General features: G+C 66.8%; 10 protein-coding genes. 6 read left to right on the top strand and 4 right to left on the bottom strand.

The genetic code is table 11. The features are described 5' to 3' along the window. Positions 1–33 precede the first annotated feature (33 nt). From AC56LV_RS17450 to AC56LV_RS17475, 6 genes are all read left to right on the top strand, one after another. Positions 34–2,040: an LTA synthase family protein gene (locus tag AC56LV_RS17450; protein ID WP_499559467.1), complete on the top strand. Its 2,007-nt coding sequence runs from the start codon at positions 34–36 to the stop codon at positions 2,038–2,040. 33 nt (positions 2,041–2,073) lie between these two features. After that, positions 2,074–2,763: a response regulator transcription factor gene (locus tag AC56LV_RS17455; protein ID WP_499559469.1), complete on the top strand. Its 690-nt coding sequence runs from the start codon at positions 2,074–2,076 to the stop codon at positions 2,761–2,763. Further along, complete coding sequence (locus tag AC56LV_RS17460; protein WP_499559471.1) at positions 2,750–3,991, top strand: sensor histidine kinase; 1,242 nt, start codon at positions 2,750–2,752, stop codon at positions 3,989–3,991. Before AC56LV_RS17455 ends, AC56LV_RS17460 begins: the two co-directional genes overlap by 14 nt. 86 nt (positions 3,992–4,077) lie before the next feature. Beyond that, on the top strand, positions 4,078–5,718 hold the full coding sequence (locus AC56LV_RS17465) for a phosphoethanolamine transferase (RefSeq protein WP_499559473.1): 1,641 nt from the start codon (positions 4,078–4,080) through the stop codon (positions 5,716–5,718). Continuing rightward, the gene (locus AC56LV_RS17470) at positions 5,696–6,427 is read left to right on the top strand and encodes a phosphatase PAP2 family protein (RefSeq protein WP_499559475.1); all 732 of its coding nucleotides are present in this window, start codon (positions 5,696–5,698) and stop codon (positions 6,425–6,427) included. Before AC56LV_RS17465 ends, AC56LV_RS17470 begins: the two co-directional genes overlap by 23 nt. Further along, the gene (locus AC56LV_RS17475; RefSeq protein ID WP_499559477.1) at positions 6,424–6,897 is read left to right on the top strand and encodes a hypothetical protein; all 474 of its coding nucleotides are present in this window, start codon (positions 6,424–6,426) and stop codon (positions 6,895–6,897) included. The genes AC56LV_RS17470 and AC56LV_RS17475 overlap by 4 nt, the downstream gene beginning before the upstream one ends. Before the next feature lie 11 nt (positions 6,898–6,908). Here AC56LV_RS17475 and AC56LV_RS17480 read toward each other — a convergent pair whose 3' ends face one another. From AC56LV_RS17480 to AC56LV_RS17495, 4 genes are all read right to left on the bottom strand, one after another. Next, complete coding sequence (locus tag AC56LV_RS17480) at positions 6,909–10,028, bottom strand: efflux RND transporter permease subunit (protein WP_499559479.1); 3,120 nt, start codon at positions 10,026–10,028, stop codon at positions 6,909–6,911. After that, on the bottom strand, positions 10,025–11,179 hold the full coding sequence (locus AC56LV_RS17485) for an efflux RND transporter periplasmic adaptor subunit (RefSeq protein ID WP_499559481.1): 1,155 nt from the start codon (positions 11,177–11,179) through the stop codon (positions 10,025–10,027). Before AC56LV_RS17485 ends, AC56LV_RS17480 begins: the two co-directional genes overlap by 4 nt. Before the next feature lie 296 nt (positions 11,180–11,475). Then, positions 11,476–12,213, bottom strand: coding sequence for a 2OG-Fe dioxygenase family protein (locus AC56LV_RS17490; RefSeq protein WP_499559483.1), 738 nt, complete (start codon positions 12,211–12,213; stop codon positions 11,476–11,478). Between the two features lie 39 nt (positions 12,214–12,252). Next, positions 12,253–14,280, bottom strand: coding sequence for a TonB-dependent receptor (locus AC56LV_RS17495; protein WP_499559484.1), 2,028 nt, complete (start codon positions 14,278–14,280; stop codon positions 12,253–12,255). Positions 14,281–14,283: the final 3 nt, after the last annotated feature.

The raw sequence follows: 14,283 nt of genomic DNA on the forward strand, positions 1-14,283 counted from the left end.
GGCAGCGCATGGCCCGGCCCATCCGACGGATTCATGAAGACTGACGAGCTCTACCTGCACCGGGCGGCCACCGCCCCGACACGCCCTGCATCTTCCTGGCTGGCACGCAGCACACGCATCGCCGGCCCCTTCGCACCGCTGATGCAGATGCTGCTCATCGGCCTCGTGCTGCTCTCGGGCTTTCGCCTGGCAATGCTGGCCTGGCAATGGGAGCGCGTGCGTGCCACCGGCGTCCTGCTGGAGATCATCGTGCAGGGCGTGCGCGCCGACCTGATCCTGCTTGGCTATTGCCTGGCCATTCCCTTGTTGCTGGCGCCACTGCTGGCGCATCGCCGGACGGCCCGCCTGTGGCAATGCTTCACGCTGGGCTGGACGATGCTGGCCTTGATCTTCATCCTGTTCATGGAAGTCGCGTCGCCGCAATTTATCATGCAGTACGACGTGCGTCCCAACCGCCTGTTCATCGAATACCTGAACAATCCCCGGGAAGTCTTTTCCACGCTGTGGCACGGTTTCCGCACCGCAGTGCTGCTGGGCTGCGCGGTCACCGTGCTCGTGGGTGTCGCGCTGGTGCGCCTGCTGAAAAGCGCCTCCGCCAGCACGCCGATGTGGCCGGGCCGCAAAATGCTGCTGGTGTGGCCGGTCCTGTGCCTGCTCGTGTTCATGCAGATCCGCTCGACCACCGGCCACCGGCCCGCCAATCCGGCCATGTTCGCGCTCACGGGCGACGCGATGGTCAATTCGCTCGTCATCAATTCGGCGTGGTCGGTGTTTGACGCGATGCGCTCGATGGACAACGAAGCCAAGTCGTCGGATATCTATGGCGACTTCCCGCGCGCGAAGGTGTTTGCCGAAGTGAAGGCGGCGCCATGGCTGCGCGATTACGGGTTCGCCAACCCCGATCAGCCGACGCGGCACTACCAGAGCGCGGCCATCACCCGCGCCAAACCGTTGAATCTTGTCATCGTGCTGCAGGAAAGCCTGGGCGCGACGTTCGTCGAGTCGCTGGGCGGCCTGGCCGTCACGCCGGAGCTCGAAAAACTCAAGGGCGAGGGCTGGTGGTTCGAGCAGTTGTACGCCACCGGGACCCGCTCGGTGCGCGGCATCGAGGCAGTGGTCGCCGGCTACGCGCCCACGCCCGCGCGCAGCACGGTCAAGCTGTCGCTGTCGCAGCAGAATTTCTATACGCTCGCTGCCGGCCTGGGCGACCAGGGCTACCACACCGAATTCGTCTACGGCGGCGAAGCGCACTTCGACAATATGCGCAGCTTCTTCACCGGCAACGGCTTCCAGAAGATCGTCGACATCGGCGACATGAAACCGAAGTTCGTCGCCAGCTGGGGCGCATCGGATGAAGACCTGTTCGACAAGTCGCTTGAGCGCCTGAACACCCTGCACGCCGCGAACAAACCGTTCTTCAGCCTGATCTTCACGTCGTCGAACCACGAGCCGTTCGAATTCCCGGACGGTAAGATCGGGCTGCATGACCCCGACAAGCAGACCGTCAACAACGCCGTCAAGTATGCCGACTACGCGCTGGGCAAGTTCATCCACGCAGCCAAACAGCAGGCCTACTGGAAAGACACGGTGTTTCTGATCGTGGCCGACCACGACAACCGCGTGTATGGCGACAGCCTCGTGCCAATCAAGAAATTCCACATCCCCGGCCTGATCCTGGGCGCGGACATCGAGCCCAAGCGCATTGCGACCATTGCCAGCCAGATCGACCTGGCGCCGACGCTGCTGTCGCTGCTGGGCGTCTCGAGCACGCACCCGATGATCGGGCGCGACTTCGCGCAAGACAGCACGACGCCGGGCCGCGCGCTGATCCAGTTCAACGACTATTTTGCCTATCTCGAAGGCGCATCGGCCACCGTGCTGCGGCCCGGGCAATCGCCGCTGGCGGGCCGGTATGATGCAGACAGCGGGCATTTCAGCCCGGGCAGTGGCAGCCCGGCGCAGGCCCAGGTCGACAAGGCGATGGCGCACGTGATCCTGCCATCGATCCTGTACCGCGAGCAGCGCTATCGCCCGCGCTGAAAACGGCGACCGATTCACCTTACAATGACCAGCATGCGCATCCTCATCGTCGAAGACAACCCCGACATCCTGGCCAACCTGTACGGGTTCCTGGAGCCGAAGGGCTACGCCGTCGATTCGGCGCGCAACGGCTATGGCGGCCTGGCGCTGGCGTCCGAAAACAACTACGACGTCATCATCCTCGACGTCATGCTGCCTGGCTTGAGTGGCCTGGAGCTGTGCCAGAAGCTGCGCACCGAGTTGTCCAGCGCGACGCCGGTGCTGATGCTGACGGCGCGCGACAGCCTGCAGGACAAGGTGCTGGGCTTCGACAGCGGCGCCGACGACTACCTGGTCAAGCCGTTTTCGCTGGTCGAACTCGACGTGCGCCTGAAAGCGCTGGCGCGCCGTGCCGGTGGGCAGCATGCGTTCAGCCGCGTCCTGCGCTTCGGTCCGCTCGTGTTCGATCCCGACCAGCAACAGGCCTCGCGCGACGGCGTCAGGATCGCGCTGACCAAGACCGGATACGTCCTGCTGCGCTGCCTGATGGCGGCGGCCCCGCGCATCGTGCCGCGCGAGGCGCTCGAGCAAGCGGTCTGGGGCGAGGACCGTCCCGAGAGCGACGCGCTGCGCACGCACATCCATGCGCTGCGCCAGGCGGTCGATAAACCATTTGCCTCGCCCCTGGTCCATACCATCGCCGGTGTCGGCTACAAACTGGCGATGCCCGATGCGCCAGGCTAGTTCGCTCAGCCGGCCAATCGTCGGCGCCTTCATCCTGTTCGGCGTGGTCCTGTCGCTGTTCTTTGCCGTGCTGGCCGCGCTGGTGGTCGAGGGCATCGAAGTGCACCTGGTCGACGAGCGCCTGGCCGAAGTCGAAAAATGGGCGCGCCCCCGGGCCGCCGCCGGGTTGCCGGCCGACCTGCCGGCCGGCTTGCGCTTCCACCGGGGCGACGATATCCCGCTCTCGCTGCGCGCGCTGCCGCCCGGCGTGTCCGAGGCCGAGGTCGATGGCATCGGCCTGCATGTGCTGTCCGGCGCCGATGAGCGGGGGCCGTATGTGGTGGTCGACCATGAAAGCGATTACGAAGAGATCGAAGTCCTGGTGTACTCGATGTTTGCCGCCTTTTTCGCCGGCTTCGTCACGCTGGCGCTGTTTCTTGGCCGCTTTGTCGGCAGGCGCATCGTCACGCCGCTGCGCGAACTGGCCGACGCCGTGGGGCAGGGCGCCTTCGCCTTGCCGCATACCGAACGGGGCGACGAACTGGGAACCCTGGCACGCGCGCTGGCCGCGCACACGACCGAGCTGCGTGAATACCTCGACCGCGAGCGCCTGTTCACGGGCGACGTCAGCCACGAGCTGCGCACGCCGCTGACCGTCATCATGGGCGCGGCCGAGATCCTCGTCGAAAACGGAAGGAGCCCGGCGGTGCAGGCGCCGGCGCAGCGCATTTACCGGGCGGCGCAGGAAGCGACAGAGTGCGTGACCGTGCTGCTGGTGCTGGCGCGCGCACCGCAGCTTGGCCTGTTTTCTCCGGTGTCGGTCAATGAGATCGCGCGCCGCGAAACCGAGCGTTACCAGGCCATGGTGGCGGACAAGCCCGTCACGCTGCGCTGTGTCGGCGATGCGGCATTTCGCATTTGCGCGCCCGCCGAACTGTGCGTGTCGGCCATCGCCAACCTGATTCGCAACGCCTGCCAGTACACCGAGCAAGGCGAGGTGACGGTCGTGATCGAACCGGGGCGCATCACGGTCGAAGACACGGGGCGCGGCTTGCCCGACGCGGTACGCCAGACCCTGGGCGAGGGCGCGCGCCCGATCCCGTCGAGCGGGTCGGCCGGCACCGGACTGGGCCTGTCGCTGGTCAAGCGCATCTGCGAATACCTGGGCGCGTCGCTCGTCTACGAAAACCGCCCAAGTGGCGGCAGTCGCTTCACGATCGTTTTTCCTGCGTCGTTCACGCCATCCTAACGCCGTGTTGACGGTGGCTTGCCATCACCCTTTCTATCCTTGAGGCATTGCAGCGACGTCGGCTGCGCTGTGGACAAGGGCATGAGATGGACAAGCTGTTTGCAAGACGGATCGATGCACCGCTGCTCGTACTCGCGGTGGCGCTGTTGCTGGCAAGCCTCGGCAACGTCACGTTCTGGACGGTGCTGGTTCATGCGACCGGTGGCGTGTCGCTGGCCAGCCTGCCCCTGCTGGCCGGCACGTTCCTGATTGTCGTCCTGTTCTTCAACGCCTGCCTGACACTGGCCAGCTTTCGCTACCTCGCCAAGCCGGTGCTGATCGCCCTCGTGCTGGCGGCATCCGCGGCAGGCTACTTCATTGCGACCTACGGAATCGTCATCGACAAGGCCATGATCCAGAATGTATTCGAGACCGATACCCGCGAAGCGACCGAACTGATCAGCTGGCAGATGGCCGCCAGGATCGGCTTGCTGGGCGTGCTGCCATCGCTGTGGATCGCGCGCGCGAATATCCAGTTTCCCAGCGGCGTGAAAGGACTGCTCAGGCGCAGCAGCAATGCCGGCGGCTCGCTGCTGCTGGCGTTTGTCCTGCTGGCGCTGCTGTTCAAGAGCCTGGCGCCGACGCTGCATGAGCACCGCGAACTGCGCTTTTTGCTCACGCCCACCAATTTCATCCAGGCCGTGCATGGGTATCTGCGCAGCCGCTGGGCGGCCGAGATCGTGGTCGCCCCGCTGGGCCGCGATGCCGTGAAAAGCGCCGCCTGGGCGGGCCATCACCGCAAGACGCTGACGGTGATCGTCGTCGGCGAGACGGCGCGGGCAGCGAATTTTTCGCTCGATGGCTATGCCCGCGAGACCAATCCGCTGCTGGCACGGCAAGCTGGCTTGATCAATTTTTCGCATGTCAGCTCGTGTGGTACAGCGACCGCGGTGTCGGTGCCGTGCGTGTTTTCGGCCTTCGGCCGCAACGATTACAGCCAGTCGAAAGGGGCGAGCCAGGAAGGGCTGCTCGACGTGCTGGCGCATGCGGGTTTCGCCGTGCTGTGGCGCGATAACAATTCTGGCTGCAAGGGGGTGTGCAACCGCGTCGGGTACGAGGACCTCTCGCGGCCCGACGGCAAGAACGTGCACTGCAGCGGCGACGAGTGCTACGACGAGCGCCTGCTCGATGGCTTGCCGGACTTGCTCGCCAACAGCAGCAAGGACCTGGTCGTGGTGCTGCACCAGAAGGGCAGCCATGGTCCGGCATATGCCAGCCGCTACCCGCAAGGGTTCGGCCGCTTTGGCCCGGTGTGCGCAAGTAGTGACTTCGACACCTGCTCGCGCGAATCGATCCGGGCCGCCTACGACAACACGATCCTGTACACCGACTACTTCCTGAGCAAGACCATCGACGGCTTGCGCGCGATCGCGGCGGCGCAGGACGCCGATACGGCCATGCTGTACTTCTCGGACCATGGCGAATCGCTCGGTGAGAACAACGTGTATTTGCACGGCGCGCCGTACATGTTCGCGCCGCGCGAGCAGACCGAGGTGCCGATGATGCTGTGGATGTCCGACAGCTTCAGCGAGCGTTTCCGCATCGACCGGCGCTGCCTGACCGCGCGGCGCAACGAACCGCTGTCGCACGACAATGTGTTCCACTCGGTGCTCGGCATGCTCGACGTGAACACGGCTGTGCTCAATCCGCGGCTGGACCTGTTCCATGCGTGCGTGCGGGGTGCGTGAGGTGCGGGCCGATGCCACGCTGCTGTCGGCGCACGCGATCCGGCGCCTGGCCATCATGCTGGCGGCCAGCGCGCTGGCGATCCTCTGGCTCGGACGCTGGACCGATCTCGATCTGGTGCTGTCCGATGCCGTGTTCGACGCGCACCGGCGCGTCTTTCCCTGGCGTGATGCGTGGCTGACCGTCACATTCAACCACGTCATCGTCAAGCAGTTCATGATGGTGTTTGCGGCAGGCGTCATCGGCTATGTGCTGGTCGATGCCTGCCGGCCCCGCGCCGCGCTGGGCGCGCTTGGCCGCCTGCAGCTGCGCATCGTCGCGCTGTCCGCCATCCTGGTGCCGGCCGTGACCAGTACCTTGAAACAGCTCAGCGCATCGCACTGTCCATGGGACCTGGTGCGCTACGGCGGCGAGCAGCCGTACGTGCACCTGTTCGGCACGCTCCCTACGGGCATGACGCCGGGTCAGTGCCTGCCTGCCGGCCATGCGTCGAGCGCGTTGTGGCTGGTGGCGCTGGCCGTCTGCTGGCTGCCGGCGCGGCCATCGCGGGCGCGCGCCGCCGCATTGCTGGCGATCGGCGCTGGCGCCACGGTCGGCTATCTGCAGCAGCTGCGCGGCGCGCATTTCATGACGCATACGCTGTGGTCGATCTGGATCGCGTGCACGATCGTCGTGGCGCTGATCGCCACCCTGCAAGCCACGCCATCATGAGCATGCTCCGCACGGTCGTCGACCCTGCCCGGATTGCCCTGTCACGCGGCGACCATTTCCGTCTGCGGGGCGTGGTGAACCGGCTTGCAAGGGCGTATCCGCCGGACTGGCTGGAGCGGTGCGGCGCGCTGTTATATGGCGCGACCATCGTGGCCAGTCTGGGACTGACCGCCCTCGTTGGGGCGCTGTGGTCGCCCTGGTGGACCTATCTGATTCCCGTCGTGTGCCCGCTGCTGCTGGTGGGCGTGCTGCCGGTCTGGCTGTTCGGCCGCGAACCGGGCCGTCCGCGCTGGGCGCATCCGCTCGCCATCGTGAATGACGACGATGCGGCGATGATTGGGCGGATCGTCGCTGCGGTGGATGAACCCAGCCGGGCCGGGCTGTTGCAGTACTGCCCGGCCAATGATGGCGCGAAGTTCTTCGCGCTCTGGCAGCTGCTGCAGGCTGCCGGCGTCGAAGAACCCCGCTGAAGGGCACGCGCTCAGGCCGGGGTGTTGTCCACCTCGACGGCCCGCGCCGGCTGGCGCCGCATCTTGCGCCCGGTGCGCTTGAGCCAATTCTCGAAATCGTCGACATACGTGAACACGGCCGGCACCACCAGCAGGCTCAGCAACGTCGACGTGATCAGGCCACCGATGACGGCCACCGCCATCGGCGAGCGGAAGCTCGGGTCACCCGAGAACCCGAGCGCCAGCGGCAGCATGCCGGCGCCCATCGCGATGGTGGTCATCACGATCGGCCGGCTGCGCTTGTGGCAGGCGTCGACCAGCGCATCGAAGCGGTTCATGCCCGCCTGGCGCGCCAGGATCGCGTAATCGACCAGCAGGATCGAGTTCTTGGTCACGATCCCCATCAGCATGATCAGGCCGATCATTGTCGGCATCGACAGCGCATTGCTGGTGACGAGCAGCGCCACGAAGGCGCCGCCGATCGACAGCGGCAGCGCGGCCAGAATCGTCACCGGCTGCATGAAGTCCGAGAACAGCAGCACCAGCACGCCGTAGATGCACAGCACACCGATCAGCATCGCCAGGCCGAAGCTGGCAAACAGCGCCTGCATTTCCTGGGCGTCACCCAGCTCCGCGATCGTCACCGATGATGGCAGCGACTGGAACACGGGCAGCGCGCGCGCCGCGGTATTGACCTCGCCGAGCGAGCGCCCCGACAGTTCGACGTCGAGCGTGACGTTGCGGGTGCGGTTCAGGCGGTTGATCTGCGCCGGGCCGCTTTCCATTGTGATGTCGGCCACGGTCGAGAGCAGCACCGGCCCGTTCTTGCCAGGCACCGTCAGGCGCCCGATCGCGTCCAGGTCGGCCCGCACGGCGTCGGGCAGTTTCACGCGGATCGGCACCTGGCGCTCGTCCAGGTTCATCTTGGCCAGCGACTGCTCGTAGTCGCCGGCGGTGGCCACGCGCACCGTCTCGCCAATCGCCGCCGCCGTCACGCCCTGGTCGGCCGCGCGCGCAAAGTCGGGGCGCACGATGATTTCGGGGCGCACCAGCGAGGCGCTCGAACTGACGTTGCCGATGCCGGGCAGGCCGCGCAATTCACGCTCGGCCTGGCGCGCCGCGGTGCTCAGCGCATTGGCGTCTTCGCTGCGCAGCACCAGCTGCATCTTGGTGCCGGCGTCGGGAATGCCGACCGTGAAGCGCGCGCCGGGAATGGCGGCCACGCGTTCGCGGATCGTGTTCTCGATGACGCCCAGCTTCACGTCGCGGTCACTCCGGTCCACCATTTTCACCGTCAGCACCGCGCGCCGCGCTTCGGCGGCGGCGCCGGGCGAGAACGCGTCGCCGCTCGAACCGCCACCGATCGAACTGAAGATGCTCGTCACGCCCTCGACCTTCATCAGTTCCAGGCGCACCTGTTCGGCCACGGCGCGGGTCTGGGCCAGCGTGGCGCCCGGCGCCAGTTCGACATTGACCTGCGTCTGCGAGCGGTCGGCCGGCGGCATGAAGCCGGTCGGCAGCAGCGGCACCAGCGCCAGCGAGCCCGCGAAGAACACGGCTGCGCCCAGCATCGTCAGGCCACGGCGGCGCAGGCACCACTGCATCACGGCCAGGTAGCGCTGCATGAGGGCGCCGTCCTGCGGCTCGTGACCGGCCACGCCGGCGTTCTTCGGCGCCTTGAGCAGGTAGGCGCACATCATCGGCGTGAGCAGGCGCGCCACCAGCAGCGAGGCCAGGATCGCCAGCACGGCGGTCCAGCCGAACTGCTTGAAGAATTTGCCGGGAATGCCGCCCATGAAGGCGGTCGGCAGGAACACGGCCACGAGCGCGAACGTGGTGGCGATGACCGCCATCCCGATTTCGTCGGCCGCCTCGAGCGAGGCCTGCATCGGCGACTTGCCCATGTGGAGGTGGCGCGAGATGTTTTCGATCTCGACGATCGCATCGTCGACCAGCACGCCGATCACGAGGGCCAGCGACAGCAGCGTGACCATATTGAGCGTGTAGCCGAACAGGTACTGGCCCAGGAAGGCGGGAATTACCGACAGGGGCAGGGCAGCCGCGGCGATCAGCGTCGCGCGCCAGTCGCGCAGGAACCACCACACCACCAGCACCGCCAGCAGCGCGCCTTCGTACAGCATGTGCATCGAGGCGTCGAAGTTCTCGTCGACCGACACCGAGTTGTCGATCACTTCATTGACGATCAGCTTCGGGTTTTCTTTCTTGAGTTGTTCCATCGCGGCGCGCGCGCCCGTGGCGACATCGATCTCGCCGGCCCCGCGCGTGCGGAACACCTCGAAGGCGACGACGCGGCGGCCATCCTGCTCGGCCAGCGCGCGCGGCTCTTCCACGGTGTCGAGCACGCGCGCCACCTGGTCCAGGCGCACGTGGCGCCCGTCCGGCAGCGGGATCTCCATCGCGGCCAGCGCCTGCGCGGTGCCGACGGTGGCCAGCGTGCGCACCGATTGCTCGACGCCGCTGACGTCGCCCCGGCCGCCCGGCGCTTCGCGCTGCACATTGCGCAGCTGGCGCGAGATGTCGAGCGCCGAGACGCGCAGCGCCGCCATCTTCTGGTCATCGAGCTCCACGCGCATCTCGCGCGTCACGCCGCCCACACGCCGGATTTCACCGAGGCCCGGCACGCCCAGCATGCGCTTGGCGACGTCGTTATCGACGAACCAGCTCAGGTCCTGGTCGTCCAGGCCAGAGCCCTCAGCCGCGGCGATCGTGAAGGTGGAGACGACGCGCCCGGCGGTGGCGGCCTTGGTCACGGTCGGTTCGCGCAGCTCGGCCGGCATGTCGGCGCGCACGCGCGAGACCGCGTCGCGCACGTCGTTGACGGCTTCGGCCGAATCGCGCTCGAGGATGAATTCAACGGTGACGGTGGCCACGCCATCGAGCACGCGCGTGTAGATGTTCTTGATGCCCTGCAGGGTGGCGACCGAGTCTTCGATCTTGCGCGCGACTTCGGTCTCCAGCTGCGCCGGGGCGGCGCCATCCAGGACGGCGGTGACAGTGACGATTGGCAGTTCGATGTCCGGGAAGTCCTGCACCTTGCTGGCATTGAAGGCCATCAGCCCCGCCACGGTGAGCAGGACGAACAGCATGATCGCCGGGATCGGATTGCGGATCGACAGGGCGGAGAAATTCATCGTGCGGCCTTTGCCGGTGCGGCTGCCGGCGCGGTTGCGGGCGTGGCGATATTGCGTACCAGGTCGCCGTCATTCAGGAACCCGGCGCCGGTGACGACAATCGGCGCGTCGGCCGCCAGGCCGCCGACGATCTCGACCCGGTCGCCCAGGCGGCGGCCCGTGGTGACCTTCAGCTGGCTCACGCGGCTGTCCGCATTCAGGCGGTACACATAACTGAAGCCGTCGCGCACGGCGATCGACTGCTGCGGCACGGTCAGGGCGTTCGACGTGCCCAGTTCGAACCGGCCGCTGGCAAACATGCCGGCCTTGAGCGGCATATCGCCCGACAGCGCCGGCGGCAGGTCGACATAGACCAGCGCAAGTCGGGTCTGCGGATCGACCGACGGCGCCACGACGCGCACCTTGCCCGTGACTTCGAGCCCGCTGGCGCCGCGCACGATGGCGCGGGTACCAGGCTTGATACGGCCCAGATCCTGCGCCGTCACTTCGGCGCGCCACTCGAGGCGGCCCTGGCGGATCATGCGAAACAGTTCAGTGCCCACGCCGACGACGGCGCCGACGGTGGCGCCCCTAGCCGAGATCACGCCGCTGTCGGGCGCCGTTACCTGCGTGTACTTCAGGCGCAGCTGCTGCTGCGTGAGCGTGGCCTGGGCCGACTGGACGCGCGCGGCGCCAGTCTGCTCGCCCGTCACGTATTGCGTGACCTGCTGGGCGCTCAGCGCCCCGGAACTTTCCAGCGCCCGCGCGCGGTCGGCATTCGCCTTGGATTCCAGGGCATTGGCCTTGGCTTCGAGCAGCGCGGCGCGCGCACCCGCGATATCGGCGCGCACGGTTTCATCCGCAAACACGGCCAGCACCTGGCCCTTCTTGACCACGTCGCCGACATTGACGCGCACTTCGTTCAGGCGCAGCCCGTTCGATTCGCTGCCGATGACGGCATCCTGCCAGGCGGCGATGCTGCCGTTGGCGGTCAGGCTGATCGGCAGGCTGGCGGTGGCGGGGCGGGTGGTGGTGACGCTCAGGGCAGGGCGTGGCGCGGCCTTTTCTTCCTTGGCGTCGGCGCGGTTGATCGTCGCCAGCGCAATGACGGCGCACAGCGACGCGGCCCCGAGGGCGATGGCAAGGGCACGTGGATGTCGAATGGTTTTCATGGTGTCTGGGTGATCGCGGCCTGGTCCAGCAATCCGGCGGTCCGGCGCTGCGGCAAGCAACTGAGTGTAGCAAATGTGGCGCCCCCGGCAGGGCTGCACGGATGTCGTTACAAATAGTGCAGTGCGGAAAAATAGGCGTGTTGGCAGGGCGTTCTACAAATTTACAACAGTAGATCTACCGTATTGCACTGCACAATAAAAAGGACTATATTGGAACTGTCTCCTCCAGTTTTCTCCGAAAATTGGATTTGCCGCCCGCCAGCCACCAGGTTCTGCGGGCGTTTTTTTTGCTCTGTTCAGACGTTTTCGCCCTGGAACGACCCGGCGCGCCAGGTCAGCACCAGCGTATCCCGGTAACCATGCTCGCCCAGTGGCTGGATCGGCGTCGATTCGTGGATCACGGCGGCGTCGTCCAGCAGCAGCAGGGTCCAGGGTTCGGTCATCGTGAAGCGCTGGCCGGCCGGGCCGTCGGCGTCGAACACGCGCGTCTCGCCGCCCTTGATGCCGTGGCGGCCAATCATGATCACGGCCACGAAATTCACGCCGTCGCGGTGCGCGCCTTCGGGTGTCGGGCGGCCGATGCCGTCCGCCGTGTCGATCCTGAACTGGTGCGCTTCCACGAACCATGGCTGTGCTGGCGTCACCGCCGAACAGGCCGCGCCGAGGGCGCGCAGCAGGCGTGCCCAGGCCGGGTTGGCGACCGTGTCCGCCTCCATCGGCGCAAACAGGCGGTGCATGCCGCCGTGCAGCGCGTTGTACTCGACCGGCTGCCAGTGCGCGCGGTGCGGCGTCTGCACCAGACTGGCGCCATCGTCGATGAAGCACGAGTGGCGCCGGCGCCGATAGCGCCCGCCATCCTTCAGGTAATCATCGAGCTCGAGGCGGTCCCAGCTGGGCACCAGCGTGGCGAGGTCCGGCAGGCTGCAGCCGGCCAGCAGCGCAACGTCGTCAGGGCGCAGCAGGGCGTAGCCGGTGTCGCGCAGTGCGGCCGTCAGGTGCGACGGATCGAGATAGGGCAGGGGCGGAGTGGTCATCCCGCTAGCCTAGCACTTTCATTGCCGCCCGGCCAGACTTCACCAGGTCTTGACCAGCGTCAGGCGCAGCGAGCGCGGTTCAATCGGGTGGAAATGCACATCTGCCACGGGCGCGGTCTCGCCCGCCAGTTGCGACTCGTAGAAGTAGTCGATCGCCGAGGCGCGCCGGTTCGTCAGGTTGAACGCTTCGAGTTCCAGCTGCAGGTCCTTTGCCAGCTGGTAGCCCACGCGCCCGTTGAGCGTCACGCTCGCCTTCGAACGCACGCTGTCGTCCTCGATGAGTGGGCGCGGGCCGAACCAGCGCAGGCGCAGGGACCCGGACCACGGGCCGCTGCGGTCGACCGTCACGCCCAGTTGCGCAACGCCTTCGATGGCGCCCGGGATCCGGTTGCCCAGCGAACGTGCGCGGGCCCAGGCCGCATCAAAGTCGACCGACAGCCATTTGTAGGGCCGGTAGTAGTTCGAGAACTCGATGCCGTAGCGGCGGCTCGGATCGCCCGCCTCGGTGTTGCCGGCGTCGCCGATATAGGTCAGCTCGGAATCGAAGTCGAGGCGGTACACGGCCAGCGACATCTGCATCTTCGGAATTGCCTCGGTGCGCAGGCCAAACTCCACGCCGCGCGAGCGCACGAGGCCCGGCGTGCGATCCACCGCATCGAGCGTTTTCGGATCGACCGTGGCGACCGTGCCGCGCGCGTCGTTGCTGTGAAAGCCGTGGCCGTAGTTGGCATACAGCTCGGTCGAGGCCCACGGGCCGTAGGCGATGTTCAGCGTCGGCGTCACCAGCGTGTCGTGCGCCTTGCCGGCGTTTTCGGGCCGGTCGCCATCGACGCGGAAGCGGTAGTTATTCGCGCGCACACCGACGACCGTGCGCAGCGCATCGCTCCAGCGCGTGGCATTCTCGACGAACACCGCGCCACTCGTCTCGACAATGTGGTCTTCGCGCGTGGTGGCAATCCGCGCGCGCTTGCGGGTGTCGTACAGGGCGTTGTAGATATTGTCGTTCTGGAGCTGCGCGCCCACCGTCAGGTCGGACGACAGCGTGTCGCTGCGGTGCATGTGCCAGGTGTGTGTGGCGTCCAGGCCCGTCGTCACGCGCCGGTCGGGTTGGGCGAACTGGTCGCCGTTGACCGGATCGTTCAAGAAGTAGGTGAAGTTCGAGAACAGTTCGAGCTCGTTGCGGATCACATAGGCGCTCACTTTCGAGGCCGAATCGGTATCCGTGCTGCGCCAGATGCCCGAGATGCTCTGGCGGCGCGCTTTGCCGCCATCGCTGTCGTCGATGAGGTCGAAGCGCCCGATACGGCCATCCTCGACGGCCCGCAGCGGAATCTGGTCGGTCGAATTCCAGTGTCCGCTGTAGCTCATCGCGGTGACGTTCCAGCCATTGTTGGCGTAGCCCTGGCTGTAGCGCAGCACGGCGTTGACCTTGCGGTAGCCGTCGGGGCGCGTCCATGGGCCGTCGTTCTTCATCAGTTCCAGCGCGTACAGCAGGCTACCGCCGGCAACCTCGGGCGAGCCGGCCAGCATCGTGCGGGCGTAGCCGTCCTGGCCGACCGTTGCGGACGCGATGCTTTTCACCAGACGATTGGCATAGCTGAGCGAGGCCACGCCGGCGGACGAGAAATCGCCTTCGCGCGCCGAGTACGGGCCCTTGCGGTAATCGAGCCGGCCCACCAGTTCGGGAATCAAAAAATTCAGGTCGGTCCAGCCCTGGCCGTGCGCGTGGCTGCGCTGGTTGACGGGCATGCCGTCGACCCAGGTGGCCAGGTCGGTGCCGTGGTCGAGATTGAAGCCGCGCAGGTAGAACTGGTTGGCCTTGCCTTCGCCGCTGTGCTGGCTGGCGATCAGGCCGGGCGTGACTTCGAGCAGCTCGCCCGGCCGGTACGCGATGCGCCCGGCCAGGTCCTTCGCACCGGCGCTGCCGGCGCCGGCCGAATCGGCGATGCCGAGCTGGCTGGCGCGGGCGCCTTCGACCAGCACGCGCTGGAGCTGGAAATCATCGGCATGAACGGTGGATGAGACGAACAGCGCGGCGAGCACGCACGCGATTGGGCGAAGAGGCATCGG

Source organism: Telluria sp. RB2R28 (assembly GCF_059685835.1).